This is a genomic window from Streptomyces sp. WMMC1477 (assembly GCF_027460245.1).
In the GTDB taxonomy this organism is placed as follows: domain Bacteria; phylum Actinomycetota; class Actinomycetes; order Streptomycetales; family Streptomycetaceae; genus Streptomyces.
Genome location: NZ_JAPZBD010000003.1, coordinates 434,587 through 450,525, shown reverse-complemented (window position 1 = coordinate 450,525; position 15,939 = coordinate 434,587). Strand labels below are relative to the sequence as shown.

The window sequence follows — 15,939 nt, the reverse complement described above, 5'->3', positions numbered from 1 at the left end:
CCCCGCGGCTCCGGGGGCCGCCTCGCCTCACCCGAGGAAGTCGCCCGGACGTTCTGCGTGACCATCGCTGGGTCCCCGGATGCCGCGCGGTAGACGCGTGATCCTTCATCCGAGTGAGGACGGCTGGTATCCCCCGGGGGCTTGCCGATCACCCGAGCGCCCGTGCCCCGGCTCGGTCCCCGCTCCCGGACCGAGGGACGCGTATCCCCGCTGACCTGCCCGTTCGGGGCGCCGGACGGCGATCGGAAGCGCGCGGCCCGGGCCGCGGCGGGCCGCGCGTCCCGTCACCGAGCGTGCCCGCGGCGTCAAGCTCCTCCCATCGACCTTGCTGAATGGGTGGCCAGAAGGACCGGAAGGGGTGATCATGAGAACTCAGAGCGCACTTCCCATGAGGAGGCACGGGTGACCGAGACTCTGAAGAAGGGCAGCCGGGTGACCGGCGCCGCGCGCGAGCAGCTCGCGGCGGACCTCAAGAAGAAATACGACTCCGGCGCGAGCATTCGGGCCCTGGCCGAAGAGACCGGCCGGTCCTACGGCTTCGTGCACCGCATGCTCAGCGAGGCGGGCGTGACCCTGCGCGGTCGCGGCGGCGCCACCCGGGGCAGGAAGGCCGACTGACCTCCACGCACCGCCGGCGGGCGGGTGGCGCCTGACGGTGGCGCACCCGGTCGGGCACGGTGTCGGTCCGGTGGTTACTCTGCAGTCACTTAACTGCGGACGAGCCACCGGAGGACGCGATGACCCTGCTCGATCGGGACGGTGTTCGACTCACCGTCGAGGCGGAGAACGACGGCGGCGTGGCGACGGTCACGCTCGCCAACGCGGACAAGCGCAACGCCCAGTCCCCGGCCATGTGGCGGGCCCTCGCCGCGGTGGGCCGGGAGCTGCCCGGCAGCGTGCGGGTCGTGGTGCTGCGCGGCGAGGGCAAGTCCTTCTCCGCGGGCCTGGACCGGCAGGCCTTCACCCCGGAAGGCTTCGACGGTGAGCCCTCGTTCCTCGACCTGGCCCGCGGCCCGGCCGAGGAGATGGACCGCACGATCGCCGAGTACCAGGAGGCGTTCACCTGGTGGCGGCGGCCCGACGTCGTCACCGTCGCCGCCGTCCAGGGGCATGCGATCGGGGCCGGCTTCCAGCTGGCCCTCGCCTGCGACCTGCGGGTGTGCGCCGACGACGCCCAGTTCGCCATGCGCGAGACGAGCCTCGGCCTCGTCCCGGACCTGACGGGCACCCAGCCCCTGGTCAGCCTGGTGGGGTATGCCCGGGCCCTGGAGATCTGCGCCACCGGCCGTTTCGTGCACGCGGACGAGGCCGAGCGCACCGGCCTGGCGAACCTCGTCGTGCCCCGCGCCGAACTGGACGCGGCCACCGCCGACCTGGCCGCCGCACTGCTGGCCGCGCCGCGCGACGCCGTGGTCGAGACCAAGGCGCTGCTCCAGGGCGCCGCCGAGCGGAGCTACGAGGAGCAGCGCGTCGCGGAGCGCGCCGCGCAGGGCCGCCGTCTCAAGGACCTCGCCGGGCTGGGGGAGTAGCCCGCCGACCCGTTCGGCGGCACAGCACGCGGGCCCGTGCTGTCGGCGGCCCTAGGGTGAGGGACGGAGCGGAGGCGGCCGACGGCCGCCTCCGGCAGGCTTCCCGAGAGGGGTGAAGGCGATGACCGAGACCACATCCGCCACGGCCAAGGAGTCCGGTCGGCCGGAGAGCGCGAAGCGCGGTGGCGGGCCGCCCGCCGGCCGGGGCAAGACGACCATCGCCGACGGCGTGGTCGCCAAGATCGCCGGCCTGGCAGCCCGCGACGTCGACGGCGTCCACGCCATGGGCGGTGGCATGGCCCGGACCTTCGGCGCGGTCCGCGACCGGGTACCGGGCGGCAGCCGGTCCGCCACGCGCGGAGTCAAGGCCGAGGTCGGCGAGGTGCAGGCGGCCCTCGATCTGGAGATCGTCGTCGACTACGGCGTCTCGATCGGGGATGTCGCCTCCGACGTGCGCGGCAGCGTCATCGAGGCCGTCGAGCGCATGACGGGCCTGGAGGTCGTGGAGGTCAACATCGCGGTGAGCGACGTGAAGCTCCCCGACGAGCCGGACGAGGAGGAGGAAGAGGAGCCGCGACTGCGGTAGTACCGGTCCGGCAGCGGGGTAGACCCGGCACGGGACCCGGGCTCCGGCGCGGGCCGGGCGAAGCGATACAAGGGAGCGCACTATGAGTATGGCGGTCGTCGGACTGATCACTGGAATGGCGCTCGGCTTCGCCGGGTACTTCGGCGGGTTCGGAGCGTTTCTGCTGGTCGCCGCGTTGGGTGCGGTGGGCTTCGTGGCCGGCAGGTTCGCCGACGGCGACCTCGACCCGGGGGACTTCTTCGGTACCCGGGGCCGAAGCGGACGGCGGTGAGCCATGGCTCTCGAGCGCGTTCCGGCCGCCGAGCGCGGCGCCACGCGGGTCGCCGACAAGGTGATCGCCAAGATCGCGGCGCAGGCCGCGCACGAGGCCCTGCGCCCCTCGGAGGGCGGCTCCGCGGCATCCGGCTCCGCCGGGACCCCACGGTCCTCCACCACCTCCGGCCCCGCCGCGACGGGGAACCCGGACGGCACGCCGCCCGCGCCGCCCGGCGGCCGGGCCCGGCACGCCACGGTCACCTCGCGCGCCCGTTCCCGCCGTGGCGGAGAGCCGGACACCGCCCGGCTGCGCGTCGCCGTGGAGCTCGGCTACCCCGGTGACATCGGCGCCCAGTGCCGGGCCGTGCGGCGCCGTGTCATCGACCGGGTCGCGGCGCTGGCCGGCTTCGCGGTCCCGGAGGTCGCCATCGACGTCGAACGGCTGAACGCGCCGCATCCGGCCCAGGACCGCGCCGGGAGGGTGGAGTGAGCGACGAAGCCGCCGGGCCACCGACCCTGGAGAAGCGGCCCGCGGCCGATCCCGCGGACCTCACCGACCCCGCCGCGGTCCCCGCCGGGCCGGCCGGGGAGCGAGGCCCCGAGGCCCCCGGGGCGGGCTCCGGGCGGCGCGGCCGGTTCTGGTCGGAGCGCCGGCTGCCGGTGCTCCTGCTCGCGCTGGTGCTGGCCTTCGCCACCGGTGTCCTGCTCTACGACCTCGCCGCCGTGCGTGCCGGGCACGAGGCGCGGGCCTGGCGCCGCGAGCTGGCCGGGCAACTGGCCACCCGGCCCCTGAGCGACGGCTGGGTCCTCGCCGTCGCCGTCGCCGTCGCGGTTCTCGGGCTGTGGCTGCTGCTCCTCGCCCTGACCCCCGGCACACGGTGGCTGCTGACCATGCGGGGTGCGCCGGGGCTGCGGGCCGGGATCGACCGGCGGACAGCGGCGGCCGTCCTGCGCGGACAGGCGGTGCAGGTCCCGGGCGTGCGGTCGGCGAAGGTGACGGTGCGCCGCCGGGCGGTACGGGCGAGAGCGGTCGCCCACTTCCGTGAGCTGGACGCGGTGCGCGCGGACCTGCGGGGCGTGCTCGCCGACACCGTCGCCGACCTGGGCCTCGCCCGGGCGCCCCGGCTGTCCGTCCACGTCCGCCGTCCGGACCGGCACTGAGGTGAGTGAGCGATGCTGAGAACCGTCAACCGGCTGCTGCTGGGCCTCGTCGGACTCGGCCTCCTGGCCCTGGGGCTCGCCGCCCTGGCCGCCGCCGCGGACCTGCCGCGGCGGCTGGACGTCGTCCCGCCCGAGGGGTACTCGTGGCGCAACCCCGACGAGGTCGTACTCACCCACGAGGACCGCACGCAGTGGACCCACGAGGGCTGGTGGTGGCCCGTCGTCTTCACGGTGCTCGGCGCGCTGCTGCTGGCCTCGGTCTGGTGGCTGCTGGCCCAGCTCCGCGCCCGCCGCCTCGCCGCGCTCCAGGTGGACAGCGGGGACGGCGCCGGGGCGCGGCTGCGGGGCTCCGCGCTCGCCGAGGTGCTGGCCGGGGAGGCGGAGAACCTGCCCGGCGTCCGGGGGGCGCGGGTGGTGCTGACCGGCCGGCGCCGTGCGCCCCGGGCCCGTGTCGGGCTCCTCGTGGACGCCGACGCCCGCCCCGACCACATCGTGCGGGAGCTGCGGGAGGGCGCGCTGGAGCGGGCCAGGCTCTCGGCAGGGCTGGCCGAACTACCGGCCGAGGTGCGGCTGCGCGGCGCGCGCGGCCGCACCGAGCGCATCAGCTGAGCGCCCCGGACGGGGCTGACGCACGAACACGCTCGGGCGCTCCCGCCGCTGTGCTCGGCGACGGGAGCGGGGCTCAGAAGCGGTGCTGCGCGCCGCCGTCCACGGGGAGCATCGTGCCGGTGAGGTAGGAGGCCGCGGGAGAGAGCAGGAACGCCGCCGCCTTCCCGAACTCCTCCGGCGTGCCGTAGCGGCCGAGCGGGATCATCGCCTGGTTGCGCTCGCGGGAGGCCGCGGCGTCGCCGGAGAGGGCGTCCAGCTCACGGAGCCGGTCGGTGTCGACGCGCGAGGGCAGGAGCCCCACCACCCGGATGCCGCGGGGCCCCAGCTCCAGCGACAGCGACTTCGCGAACCCCGCCAGCCCCGGACGCAGTCCGTTGGAGATGGTCAGGCCCGGGATGGGCTCGGCCACCGAACCGGACAGGACGAAGCCGATGACGCCGCCCTCGGACAGCCGCGCGGCGGCGGCCCTGGCCAGCCGTACGGCGCCGAGGAAGACGGACTCGAACGCGTCCCGCCACTGCGCGTCGCTCGACGTCTCCGCGCTGCCGGCCGGCGGGCCGCCCACGCTGATGAGGACGCCGTCGAGCCGCCCGAAGGCGGTGAGCGCGGCCGCCGTCAGCCGCTCGGCCGCCTCCGGGTCGGCGTTGTCCGCGGCGGTGCCGACGGCCAGGGGGCCGAGCCGCCGTGCCGCGTCCTCGGCAGCGGCCTGCCCGCGTCCGGTGATCATGACCCGTGCCCCGTCGGCGGTGAGCTGCTCGGCGGTCGCGAAGCCGAGCCCGCGGGTGCCGCCGGTGACGAGGTACGCGGTGTCCTTGAGCCCAAGATCCATGGGGGTCAGTCTGCCGTGCCCGCCGCGGCCCGCGCGAGGGCGGGGCCGGTGGCCGGTGCGCCCTCGTCCGCCCTCCGGGCCGCGGCCCGCCGGTCCCGCAGCTCCCGGCGAAGCAGGATCACCCAGCCCACGGGAACGGCGGCCGTGAACAGCCACCACTGGATCGCGTAGGCCAGGTGCGCGCCGACGCCGCTGTGGTCGGGCTCCGGGACCTGCTCGGCGATCTCGTCCTCGGCGGGCCGCGGGGCGGTGGCCGTCAGCTCGACGAAGCCGCCGAGCACGGGGCGCTCCAGCGCGGCGGCCCGCTGCTCGCTGTTGATGAGCATGACCTGGCGCTCGGGCAGCCCGCCGCGGTCCTTGATGCCGGTGGCCGCGGTCGTCTCGTCCCGCAGCAGCCGTCCAGTGACGGTCACGGTGCCGCCGGGGGCCCCGGGCACCTCGGGGAACGCCCGCTGGTCGCCGTCGCCGGGCACCCAGCCCCGGTTGACCAGCAGCGCGGTGCCGTCCGCGCGGATCAGCGGGGTGAGGACGAAGTAGCCGATCTCGCGGCCGTCGGCTGCGGTCCGGCGGCGGACGACGACCTCGTGCGCGGTGTCGTAGACGCCGGTCGCCGTCACCCGGCGGAACATGTCGTCCTCGGCGGGCATCCGGCCCACCCCGGTGAGCTCCGCGACGGGGACCGGCTCGGCGGCCAGGCTGCCGGCGATCAGCTCGTTGTGCGCCACCCGTGCCTCGTGCCGGTGCAGCTGCCAGAACCCGAGCTGGACCATGACGGGCATCAGCACGAGTGCGAGCAGAGTGAGGATCACCCACTGCCGGGACAACAGGAAGCGGTACACGACCAACGACGGTACCGCGCCGCCGTCAGCCCTTCGGCGCGGGGGCCACGTCCCGCAGGAGCTGGGTGAAGGCCGCCTCGTCGATGACGGGGGTGCCGAAGGAGCGGGCGCGGGTGACCTTGCCGGTGGGGGACTCGGGGTCGTTCGTCACCAGGAGGCTGGTGAGCCGGGAGACGCTCGTGGCGATGTGCAGGCCCGCCTCGACGGCCCGGTCCTCCAGCAGCTCGCGCTCGGTGAAGGTGTCCCCGGAGATCGCCACCCGCATGCCCTGGACCAGCGTGCCCCCGGGCTCGTACCGGCCGGGGTTGGGATAGGGGCAGGCGGGCCGGCGGCGGGAGGGCCGCCACGTGGCCGAGCGGTGGGTGGGCCGGGCGCGTGCGGAGCCGGCGTCCCGCGGCCCCGGCGCCCACTCCGTGAGGGGGGTGCAGGCGAGCAGGGGGAGCCGGGCGCCCCGGCCTGCGGCCAGCCGCAGGCTCGGCCGGAACGCCTCGGCCAGCACCCGGGCGTCGTCCAGCGCGTGGTGGGCGCGTTCCTGGACGACCCCGTAGTGCGCGGCGAGCGTCTCCAGCTTGTGGTTGGCCAGCGGCAGCCCGAGCGCCTTGGAGAGGGCGATGGTGCACAGCCGCTGGCGCACCGGCGGCTCGCGGTCCGCGCGGGCGAACTCGCGGGCGATCATCGTCCAGTCGAACATCGCGTTGTGGGCGACCAGGACGCGGCCTTGCAGGCGCCGCGCGAACTCCTCGGCCACGTCCGGGAAGAGGGGTGCGTCGGCCAGGACCGCGCTCGTCAGGCCGTGGATCCAGGTGGGCCCTGGATCGCGTTGCGGGTTGACGGTGGAGTACCAGTGGTCCTCCACCTCGCCCCGGCCGTCGAGCTGGTAGACGGCGGCGGAGACGATCCTGTCCTCCCGGGAGAGCCCGGTCGTCTCCACGTCCACCACGGCGTAGCCGGTGGGGTAGCCCGACGGCCAGGAGGACTCCGCGTGCTGCTGCGCGGGGATCGGCGGTGCGGCAGCCGCGGACCGAGGCCGGCTTTCCGGTGCCGTCTGATCTTCGAGCATGGTCACAGAGGATACGGGTCCCGACTGACAGCGAGAGCCCGCGGCCGCGGCAAACCCGGTTTTCCGCAGGCCCTTTGACGTCTGTTCGGTTTGGCGGTCAAGGGGTGCTTCGTCCTGTTTGCGGCGTCCAGGGGGAGACACGGCGAAGGTGGCCGGACCCGTGGGGTCCGGCCACCTCCCGTGGGACGGCGCTCCGCGCGCGGGGCGTTACCGGACGGCGGCCAGGGCGTCGACGATGCCGAAGCCGTAGAAGCTGTTGACGTGCTTGCTGCCGGTGCAGGCGGCTGCGTAGCGTCCGTCACCGCTCGGGTCGAACTCGCCCTCGGGGCATGGGGTGCTGACAGCCTGGGCCTTCAGGCGCCAGGCCAGCTCCTGCGGGCTGACGCGCGGGTCCTCGCTCTTGATGAGGGCGGCGACCCCGGCGACGTACGGGCCGGCCATCGAGGTGCCTTGGAGGAACGCGTACTCGCCGTCCGGCATCGTGGACAGCACGCCGCCGCTCTTGGCGGGGGCCTCCGGGAGCTGGTAGCGGGCGTCGCCGCCGGGGGCGGCGACGTCGATCTGGCCCAGACCGTGGTTGGAGAAGTACGACTTGACGCCGTGTGCGCCGGTGGAGGCGACGGAGGTCACACCCGCGAGCTGGGTGGGCATGTCGGGGCAGACGCCCGGGTCGACGGTCCGCTCGACGGGGGTGGTGTCGTTCGGGCTGGAGGTGTCGGTGAGCTCGTCGGAGGCGAGGTCCAGGTTGGCGTTGCCGGCCGAGGTGACGTGGGCGACACCCTGCCGGGTGGAGTACGCCATCGCGCGGCTGACGGCCTCGACGAGGGCGCCCTGGTCCGCGTCGTCGCGGCAGGTGAACAGCCACGGGTCGATGTAGTAGCTGTTGTTGGTGATCTCGACGCCGTTCTCCGCGGCGAACATGAAGGCGCAGACGACGGCCTCGGTGTAGAAGAGGCTCGTGCCGGGCTCGCTCACCTTGATGGAGGAGACCTGGACGCCCGGGGCGGCTCCGGCCACGCCGATCCCGTTGCGGGGGGCGGCGACGATGCCCGCGACGTGCGTGCCGTGGTAACTGCCGTCCGGGTACGGCCGCCAGGCGCCCTCGGAGGTGTCGGCGACGCCGCCGACGCAGTTGGCGGACTGCTCGGCGGAGAAGTTGGGCGCCAGGTCCGGATGGGTGTCGTCCACGCCCGTGTCGATGACGGCGACGGTCACGTCCCGGCTGCCCTCGCTGATCCGGTGCGCCTCGTCCGCTCTGATCTGCGGCAGCGGCCACTGGAGGGACTCCAGCGGCTCGTTGACGTCCCCGTCGGCCTGCCGGGCGCTCTGGAAGCCGTCCTTTGGCGGCTTGACGTACTCGGGCTCGCCGACCTCCGTCGTGGCAACGGGGGTCAGCGGGGCCGTGCGCGTCGCGCCCGCGGAGTCGATGCCCTCGGCGGCCCGCATCCGTGCGCCGAAGTCCGGGTCGGAGGAGTGGGCGACGACGACGCCGATCTCCTCGTAGGCGGTGACGACGGTACCGCCCGCCTTCCTGACGGCCTTCCTGGCCTTCTTGACGGCCTTCCGCGAGTCGTCGGTGTTGACGACGTAGGACAGCTTCGGGCCGTCCCCGGCGGCGGGCTTCCCCTCCGCGAGTGCCGTGCTCGCGGAGGGGAGCAGCCCGAGTGAGACGGTCAGGGTCACGCCCGCGGGCACGGCGAGCAGTCGGCTCCGTCTGGACAGGGGGCTCAGTGCCATGGGGTCTCCATGTTCTCGGGGGCTCGGGTACGCGGTGCTCCAGGGCTGCACGGGGAGCCCTGGCCTGGCCCACGGCTCCGCCCGCGACCGCCGGCGCGCCAGGTGGCGCGTCAACACGGCGTCCGATGAGCGGAGTTGGTCGTTCGCGGACCGGAGGGGAAGGTATCGTCGTCTACTGCCGTACGGCAATGATTTTCACATTAACATGAGAAGTTAACAGAGGGTGTTCGCGTCGTTACTTCAACGACCTGTTGAATGTCGGAGAGCTCACGTACGCTGCGGAGCAAGGCTTCAACCGTCGGAGGGCTGGCGCGCATGCTCAAGGACACCTACGGCCGGGTCGCCACCGACCTGAGGGTCTCGCTGACCGACCGCTGCAACCTGCGCTGCACCTACTGCATGCCGGAAGAGGGTCTGCAGTGGCTGGCCAAGCCCGAGCTGCTCACGGACGACGAGATCGTCCGCCTGGTGCGCATCGCCGTGACGCGGCTGGGGGTGGACGAGGTGCGCTTCACCGGCGGTGAGCCGCTGCTGCGCCCCGGGTTGGTCTCCATCGTCGAGCGCTGCGCCGCCCTGGAACCGCGGCCGCGGCTCTCCCTCACCACCAACGGCATCGGCCTGGAGCGCACCGCGGAGGCCCTGCGGGACGCCGGGCTGGACCGCGTCAACGTCTCTCTGGACACCCTCGACCCCGAGGTCTTCCAGCGCATGACGCGCCGCAAGCGGCACGCCGACGTGCTGCGCGGGCTGGCCGCCGCCCGCTCCGCCGGGCTCACCCCCGTCAAGGTGAACGCCGTGCTGATGCCGGGGCTCAACGAGGCCGAGGCGCCCGAGCTCCTCGCCTGGGCCGTGGAGAACGACTACGAGCTCCGGTTCATCGAGCAGATGCCGCTCGACGCCCAGCACGGATGGCAGCGCGAGGGCATGATCACCGCGGGGGACATCCTGGAGTCCCTGCGCACCCGCTTCACCCTCACCCCCGAAGGCGAGGAGGCGCGCGGCTCCGCCCCGGCCGAACGCTGGACCGTGGACGGCGGCCCGCACCGGGTCGGCGTGATCGCCTCCGTGACCCGCCCCTTCTGCCGCGCCTGCGACCGCACCCGGCTGACGGCCGACGGGCAGGTGCGCACCTGCCTGTTCGCCACCGAGGAGTCCGACCTGCGCGGAGCGCTGCGCGCAGGCGAGGACGACGCGAAGATCGCCGGGCTGTGGCGGACCGCGATGTGGGGCAAGAAGGCCGGAGCCGGCATCGACGACCCGTCCTTCGTCCAGCCGGACCGCCCGATGTCAGCGATCGGCGGCTGAGCCCGGCCCCTCCGGCGCCTCCCACTCCGCCAGCGGCACGACGTCTTTCAGAAAGCCCCGCACCCCGAGGAACTCGGACAGGTGCTCGCGGTGCTCCGGGCAGGCCAGCCACGTCTTGCGCCGCTCGGGCGTGTGCAGTTTGGGGTTGTTCCAGGCGAGAACCCACTGGGCGGGTGCTCGGCACCCCTTGGCGGAACAGATCGGCGCATCCTCGGTCACCCGCCCATCCAAGCACGTGACCTGGGAACATGACGACGCCGGGCAGCCACGGGGGGAGCCGCCCGGCGTCGATGTGTCGCTCCGACGGGGGATACGGAGCGCCTAGGCAGTATGGCACGCAGGGGCCCACGGCGTGACCCGAACGCGAATGATTGTTCCGGTTCCGTCGGTTCCGGGCCCGCCAGTGCGAGGCGCCGCGCATCGGGCCCGGTCCGGTCAGCGCCCGCGGCCCTCGCCGCCACGCTCCCGGCCGCCCTGCGGTCCGTCCACGGGGCCGGGCCGTCCCTCGCGTCCGGCGTCCGGCGGTCCCCCGGACGGTTCGCCCGGCGGGGCCGCCCCCTCGGCCGTCCACGGCCCCACACCGGTGGCGTCCGCGCGCTCCTTAGCCGTCTGCGTGGCGGAGGGCTCCAGAGCCTGGCGGGTGGGCGGCAGGACGAGCGTCCCGGGCAGACCGGGCGCGTTCTCCCGCCCGGCGTTCGCGATCACCACCGCCACGTACGGCAGCGCCGCGCCGAGGACCAGCGTGACCACGGCCAGCGGCCGGGAGACGTTCCACAGCAGGACGGTCAGCAGCACCGAGGCGGTACGGACCAACATGGAGATGACGTAGCGTCGCTGCCGCGCCCGCACATCGTCCGTCAGCCCCTGGCGGGCCCCGGTGATCCGGTAGACCTCTGAACCGTGCTGTCTGAGCCTCACCCTGCACCCCTGGTCGCTCGACGCTCACCGCGGAGCCGCCTACGTGTATCGATCGGTACAGCGTCCGACGCGTCCACGGTACGCCTCCCGCGGCGGTGGCCCCGAGTCGGGGCGCGGCCCCCAGGTCACCCGTCCGGCTCACCAGCGGGTGAGTGCGCCCCGCCGCTGTGTGCAGCCTGGAGGCCGTACCGTTCGCCCGCTGCGCTAGGAGGCGCCATGAGCTGGCTGTGGGCAATCATCGTGGGGCTGGTGCTGGGAGTGCTGGCCCGCGCCATCCTCCCGGGCAGACAGGACATCCCCCTCTGGCTGACGATCATCTTCGGCATGGTCGGCAGCCTCCTCGGCAACGCCGTCTCGCACTGGATGGGCGTCGACGACACCGACGGCATCGACTGGATCCGGCACCTGCTCCAGCTGGCGGGCGCCGTACTCGTCGTCGCGGTCGGCGCGCCGCTGTGGGTCTCGATCAGACGGGGACGACGCACCCACACCCCCTAGCCACCCGGCGCCGGGTGGCCGCGCCCGCGGCCCCAGGACCAAGCCGGGCACGCGGAGCGGTCAGCGCCCGCGTGCCCGGCTTGCATCGCGTCCCGCCCCGCGGGGCGGGACGCGATGCCGACGTCACAGGCCGCGGACCTCCGCGACCTTGCGGCCCGCCTTCAGGTACAGCGTGCCCCGCGTGCCCAGCTCGGCCCGGCGCTCGGCGGCCACCTCGGCCAGCGGGCGCAGCGCGTCCGCCTCGGGCAGGACGACCGTCTGCTGGGCGCCTCCGCCCTCCGGCTCGATAACGAGCCGCAGCCCGTTCTGCTTGGCGAGCCGGCGGGCGGCCGACGCGCTCGGCGTGAACTCCAGGACCTTGGTCAGCACCGCGGCGATGCCCTCCCCGCCGTGCGCGGCGGCGTCCACCACCGGGAGGGTCCCGACGTCCGTGAAGGTCTTCTTCGAGAACTGCGCGACGAAGCCAGCGCGGGCGGCCATCGCCGCCTTCAGCCCGTACAGGGCCGCGACGACCTCGCCCGCCAGGACCTTCTTCAGGTCCATCGGGTGCAGGCTCCGGCCCTCGACCCGGGCCGTGGCGGCCTCGATCTCGGCGTCCGTCCACTCCGTCCAGGCCCGCAGGTAGGGGACCATCAGTCGGTCCGGAATGGACATGATCTTGCCGAAGACGTCGTCCGCCCGCGCGGTGAGCGCGATGTAGTTGCCCTTCGACTTGGACATCTTCGCGCCCGAGCCGTCGGTGCCCTCGATCAGCGGCATCGCGGCGATGAGCTGCGGCTCCTGGCCGTAGACCTCCATCACCTTGCGGCCCATCTGCATGTTGAGCAGCTGGTCCACGCCGCCCAGCTCGATGTCGCAGTCCAGCTCGGCGGAGTCGATGGCCATGGCCACCGGGTAGATCAGCTCCGACATGGTGAGCCCGGAGCCGGCCGCGAGCCGGTTGCGGAAGTCCTCGCGCTGCAGCAGCTGCGCGGCCGGGATCTGCGCGAGGATGCCGATGAGCTGCGGGAACGCGATGCGCCCCAGCCACTCGCTGTTGTGGACGAAGCGCACCCGCTCGAAGTCGAAGAACGGCCGCACCTGCTCCCGGTAGGTGGACAGGTTGCGGGCGATGTCCTCGTCCGTGAGCGGGGGCCGCTCGGCCGTCCGCCCGGAGGGGTCGCCGATCTTGGCCGTGATGTCGCCGATGAGCACCGTCACGTCGTGGCCCATCCGCTGGAAGCGGCTGAGCACGATGAACGGCACCGCGTGACCGAGGTGGACCTCGGCGCCCGTCGGGTCGATGCCGAGCTTGACGTGCAGCCCCCGGCCCTCGCCGCGCCGCTGGTCGATCCGCTCGGCCAGCCGCTCCACGCCCGGCAGCAGCTCCAGCGCGCGGGAGGCGATCAGCTCCGCCTGCTCCTTGGCCGGGAGGTCGCTGAGGTCCAGATATCGCCGCGAGGCCGTCTCGGCGAGCAGTTGCTCCACCGTCGCGTCGGAGGAGAGGTCCTGCGCCAGCAGCTCGCTGGCGCGGCGCACGGAGTCGCCGAGGCGTGTCACGTCGATGTCCAAGGGATCGGGGTCGGATGGGATCGGGACAGAGTCTATGCCGGTCACACGCCCTGGCTCACCGAGCTCATGTTGAAGTCCGGAATGCGCAGGGGCGGCATGGCCGCCCGCGTGAACCAGTCCGACCACTCGCGCGGCAGCGTGCGCTGCGTGCGCCCGGCCTCGGAGGCCCGGCCCAGCAGGCCGACCGGCGACTCGTTGAACCGGAAGTTGTTCACCGCCGCCGTGACCTCGCCGCCCTCGACGAGGTAGACGCCGTCCCGGGTGAGACCGGTCAGCAGCAAGGTGGCCGGATCGACCTCCCGGATGTACCAGAGGCAGGTCAGCAGCAGGGCGGGGCCGTCGTGGCCGGAGACCGCCACCATCTCCTCCAGCGACCGCTCGCCGCCGCCCTCCAGGATCAGGTTGTCCACCGCGGGTGCCGGCGGCAGCCCCGTCAGCTCCGCGGAGTACCGGGACGTCGGCAGGCGGACGAGCGCGCCCTCGCGCAGCCAGTCGGTCGCGCTCAGCGGCAGCCCGTTGTCGAAGACGGACTCGTCGTCGTGGGAGGCCCGGCACACCGCGAAGGGCGGCGCCTCCAGCCCCGCTTGGTGCGGGTCGCTGCGCAGCGTGAGCGGCAGCCCGGCGAGCCGCTCCCCGACCCGGGTGCCGCCCCCGGGCGCGCTGAAGACGCTGCGGCCCTCGGCGGCGTCCCGGGCACCGGAGGACCACAACTGGTAGATCATCAGGTCGGCGACGGCGCTCGGCGGCAGCAGCGTCTCGTACCGTCCGGCCGGCAGCTCGACCCGGCGCCGGGCCCAGCCCAGCCGGCGCGTCAGCTCGGCGTCCAGCGCGGCCGGGTCGATGTCGGTGAAGTCCCGCGTGGCGCGCCCGGTCCAGGCGCTGTGCTCGTCGGTCTTGGCGTTCAGCTCCAGCGTCCCGGTGGGCTGGTCGTGGCGCAGCCGCAGCCCGGTGGAGCTGCCCAGGTACGTGGAGACGACGCCGTGCTGCGCGAAGCCGTACAGCCGGCGCCCGCCGGCCCTCGCCGCGCCGAAGCACTCCCCGAGCGCGGGGGCGAACTCGGCGAACACCTCGGCGGAGGTCTCGGCGGCCGGGGCGGTGAAGTCGGCCGAGGCCGCCGTCCCGGACACCAGCGGCCGGGCGTCCTCGGCCGGGCCCGCCGTCCGGGCCGCCTCCTCGGCGGCGCGGACCAGCGGCTCCAGGTCGTCGGGCGTCACCCCGGCGCGGGACACGACGCCGGACGCGGGGCCCTGGCCGCCGTCCACCGTGGCGATCACGGTCACCGAACGGCCCCGGGTGACGCCGTTGGTCGTCAGGGCGTTCCCGGCCCAGCGCAGGTTGGCCGAGGACTCCTCGTCGGCGATCACCACGCACCCGTCGGCCCGGGACAGCTCCAGAGCCCGCTCGACGAGCTCGTGCGGGGCGGTGGGCTTGCTCATCGGCCGGCCTCCTGGGTGGTGTTGAGGATGTTGACGCCGCGGAAGAGCGCCGACGGACAGCCGTGCGAGACGGCGGCGACCTGCCCGGGCTGGGCTTTGCCGCAGTTGAAGGCGCCGGCCAGCAGGTACGTCTGCGGGCCGCCGACCGCCTCCAGCGAGCCCCAGAAGTCCGTCGTCGTGGCCTGGTACGCCACGTCGCGCACCTGACCGGCGATGCGGCCGTTCTCGATGCGGAAGAACCGCTGTCCGGTGAACTGGAAGTTGTAGCGCTGCATGTCGATGGACCACGAGCGGTCACCGACGACGTACAGCCCCCGTTCCACCCCGGAGATCAGCTCCTCGGTGGACGGCCCGTCCGGCGCCGGCCGCAGCGAGACATTGGCCATGCGCTGCACCGGGACGTGGGCGGGGGAGTCGGCGAAGGCGCAGCCGTTGGAGCGGCCCAGGCCGGTGAGCCGCGCGATGCGCCGGTCGAGCTGGTACCCGACGAGGATCCCGTCCCTGACCAGGTCCCACGACTGGGCGGCCACGCCCTCGTCGTCGTAGCCGATCGTCGCCAGGCCGTGCTCGGCGGTGCGGTCCCCGGTGACGTTCATGGCCGGCGAGCCGTACGTCAGGGTGCCGAGCTGGTCGAAGGTGGCGAAGGACGTGCCCGCGTAGGCCGCCTCGTAGCCCAGCGCCCGGTCCAGCTCGGTGGCGTGCCCGACCGACTCGTGGATCGTCAGCCACAGGTTCGACGGGTCCACCACGAGGTCGTAGGTGCCCGCCTCGACGCTCGGGGCCGCCATCTTCTCCGCCAGCAGCCCCGGGATCCCGGCCAGCTCGGCGTCCCAGTCCCAGCCGGTGCCCGTCAGGTACTCCCAGCCGCGCCCCACCGGCGGCGCGAGCGTGCGCATCGAGTCGAACTCGCCCGAGTCGGCCACCGCCACCGCGGTGAGCTGCGGATGCACGCGTACCCGCCGCTGCGTGGTGACCGTGCCCGCCGTGTCGGCGTAGAACTTGTTCTCCTGCACCGCGAGCAGTGAGGCGTCGACGTGCGCCACGCCCTCGGCCGCGAGCAGCCGCTCGCTCCACGCGCGCAGCAGCGCCGTCTTCTCCTCGTCCGGCACCTCGAACGGGTTCACCGCGTAGGCGGAGACCCAGGTCCGCTCGCCGTGCCCCGGCTCGTCCGCCAGCTCCACCCACTCCTCGGACCCGGCGGAGCGGATCACCTGCGCGGACAGCCTGGCCATCGCCACGGCCCGCGCGGCCACCCGCGCCGCGGCGTCCATCGTCATGTCGACGCCCGCGGCGAAGCCCCAGGCGCCGCCGTGCACGACGCGGACCGCGTAGCCGGCGTCCGTCGTGTCCGACGAGCCGGACATCCGGGCGTCCCGCAGCCGCCAGTCGGCGCTGCGCACCCGCTCGCAGCGGAAGTCGGCGTGCTCGGCGCCCAGAGCCCTGGCCCGCGCCAGCGCGGCGTCCGCCAGCCGGTGCAGCGGCAGCGCGGTGAAGGTCTCGTCAATCGAAGGTGGCAAGGCATTCCTCCCGTGGTTCGCCAACCGATCATGCCCCGCGGCCACTGCCTCGCGCACCCGCCGGGACCGAGCGGCGGGGGGCGTCTGTAGGAACTCCACAGGGGTGTGC

The 15,939-nt window shown here is 74.1% G+C and carries 18 protein-coding genes; 9 read left to right on the top strand and 9 right to left on the bottom strand.

The window, feature by feature from the left end:
* Window positions 1–402: 402 nt before the first annotated feature.
* The 7 genes from O7609_RS02495 (at window position 403) to amaP (ending at window position 4,140) form a co-directional block, all read left to right on the top strand.
* Window positions 403–618: a helix-turn-helix domain-containing protein gene (locus O7609_RS02495; protein ID WP_219090845.1), complete on the top strand. Its 216-nt coding sequence runs from the start codon at window positions 403–405 to the stop codon at window positions 616–618.
* 119 nt (window positions 619–737) lie between these two features.
* Window positions 738–1,529, top strand: a complete 792-nt coding sequence (locus tag O7609_RS02490) for an enoyl-CoA hydratase/isomerase family protein (protein WP_269733262.1) — start codon at window positions 738–740, stop codon at window positions 1,527–1,529.
* Window positions 1,530–1,650: 121 nt separating this feature from the next.
* On the top strand, window positions 1,651–2,115 hold the full coding sequence (locus O7609_RS02485; RefSeq protein ID WP_269733261.1) for an Asp23/Gls24 family envelope stress response protein: 465 nt from the start codon (window positions 1,651–1,653) through the stop codon (window positions 2,113–2,115).
* A gap of 82 nt (window positions 2,116–2,197) precedes the next feature.
* Entirely contained in the window at window positions 2,198–2,386 is a 189-nt protein-coding gene (locus O7609_RS02480; protein WP_219090842.1) for a hypothetical protein, read from the top strand.
* Between the two features lie 3 nt (window positions 2,387–2,389).
* Window positions 2,390–2,860 carry an Asp23/Gls24 family envelope stress response protein gene (locus tag O7609_RS02475; protein ID WP_269733260.1) on the top strand — a complete coding sequence of 157 codons (471 nt, stop codon included), beginning with the start codon at window positions 2,390–2,392 and terminating at the stop codon, window positions 2,858–2,860.
* Complete coding sequence (locus O7609_RS02470) at window positions 2,857–3,531, top strand: DUF6286 domain-containing protein (protein WP_269733259.1); 675 nt, start codon at window positions 2,857–2,859, stop codon at window positions 3,529–3,531. Before O7609_RS02475 ends, O7609_RS02470 begins: the two co-directional genes overlap by 4 nt.
* A 12-nt stretch (window positions 3,532–3,543) precedes the next feature.
* Window positions 3,544–4,140, top strand: coding sequence for an alkaline shock response membrane anchor protein AmaP (amaP, locus tag O7609_RS02465; RefSeq protein WP_269733258.1), 597 nt, complete (start codon window positions 3,544–3,546; stop codon window positions 4,138–4,140).
* A gap of 73 nt (window positions 4,141–4,213) precedes the next feature.
* On the opposite strand, the gene O7609_RS02460 is transcribed toward amaP, so the two are convergent.
* The 4 genes from O7609_RS02460 to O7609_RS02445 form a co-directional block, all read right to left on the bottom strand.
* Entirely contained in the window at window positions 4,214–4,969 is a 756-nt protein-coding gene (locus O7609_RS02460) for an SDR family oxidoreductase (protein ID WP_269733257.1), read from the bottom strand.
* A gap of 5 nt (window positions 4,970–4,974) precedes the next feature.
* On the bottom strand, window positions 4,975–5,808 hold the full coding sequence (locus O7609_RS02455) for an SURF1 family cytochrome oxidase biogenesis protein (protein WP_269733256.1): 834 nt from the start codon (window positions 5,806–5,808) through the stop codon (window positions 4,975–4,977).
* Window positions 5,809–5,833: 25 nt separating this feature from the next.
* Window positions 5,834–6,868, bottom strand: coding sequence for a DEDDh family exonuclease (locus O7609_RS02450; RefSeq protein WP_269733255.1), 1,035 nt, complete (start codon window positions 6,866–6,868; stop codon window positions 5,834–5,836).
* 207 nt (window positions 6,869–7,075) lie between these two features.
* A complete protein-coding gene (locus O7609_RS02445) occupies window positions 7,076–8,605 on the bottom strand; it encodes a S8 family serine peptidase (protein WP_269743005.1) in 1,530 nt (509 codons plus the stop codon).
* A gap of 315 nt (window positions 8,606–8,920) precedes the next feature.
* Between O7609_RS02445 and moaA the strand changes: the two genes are divergently transcribed.
* On the top strand, window positions 8,921–9,910 hold the full coding sequence (gene moaA / locus O7609_RS02440) for a GTP 3',8-cyclase MoaA (RefSeq protein WP_269733253.1): 990 nt from the start codon (window positions 8,921–8,923) through the stop codon (window positions 9,908–9,910).
* Here the strand turns inward: moaA and O7609_RS02435 are convergent.
* Both O7609_RS02435 and O7609_RS02430 read right to left on the bottom strand, forming a co-directional pair.
* Window positions 9,893–10,129: a hypothetical protein gene (locus tag O7609_RS02435; protein WP_269733252.1), complete on the bottom strand. Its 237-nt coding sequence runs from the start codon at window positions 10,127–10,129 to the stop codon at window positions 9,893–9,895. The two genes, moaA and O7609_RS02435, sit on opposite strands and share 18 nt — an antisense overlap.
* Before the next feature lie 216 nt (window positions 10,130–10,345).
* Window positions 10,346–10,828, bottom strand: a complete 483-nt coding sequence (locus tag O7609_RS02430; protein WP_269733251.1) for a DUF3099 domain-containing protein — start codon at window positions 10,826–10,828, stop codon at window positions 10,346–10,348.
* A gap of 216 nt (window positions 10,829–11,044) precedes the next feature.
* Between O7609_RS02430 and O7609_RS02425 the strand changes: the two genes are divergently transcribed.
* Window positions 11,045–11,326 (top strand): GlsB/YeaQ/YmgE family stress response membrane protein, encoded by a 282-nt coding sequence (locus tag O7609_RS02425; RefSeq protein WP_269733250.1) that lies wholly within the window; start codon window positions 11,045–11,047, stop codon window positions 11,324–11,326.
* Between the two features lie 123 nt (window positions 11,327–11,449).
* Here O7609_RS02425 and tyrS read toward each other — a convergent pair whose 3' ends face one another.
* Genes tyrS through O7609_RS02410 form a run of 3 tightly spaced genes read right to left on the bottom strand, consistent with a single transcriptional unit; the run spans window position 11,450 to window position 15,830 of the window.
* A complete protein-coding gene (gene tyrS / locus O7609_RS02420; RefSeq protein WP_269736986.1) occupies window positions 11,450–12,865 on the bottom strand; it encodes a tyrosine--tRNA ligase in 1,416 nt (471 codons plus the stop codon).
* A 53-nt stretch (window positions 12,866–12,918) separates the two neighbouring features.
* A complete protein-coding gene (locus tag O7609_RS02415) occupies window positions 12,919–14,313 on the bottom strand; it encodes a metallopeptidase TldD-related protein (RefSeq protein WP_269733249.1) in 1,395 nt (464 codons plus the stop codon).
* On the bottom strand, window positions 14,310–15,830 hold the full coding sequence (locus O7609_RS02410; RefSeq protein WP_269733248.1) for a TldD/PmbA family protein: 1,521 nt from the start codon (window positions 15,828–15,830) through the stop codon (window positions 14,310–14,312). The genes O7609_RS02415 and O7609_RS02410 overlap by 4 nt, the downstream gene beginning before the upstream one ends.
* Window positions 15,831–15,939: the final 109 nt, after the last annotated feature.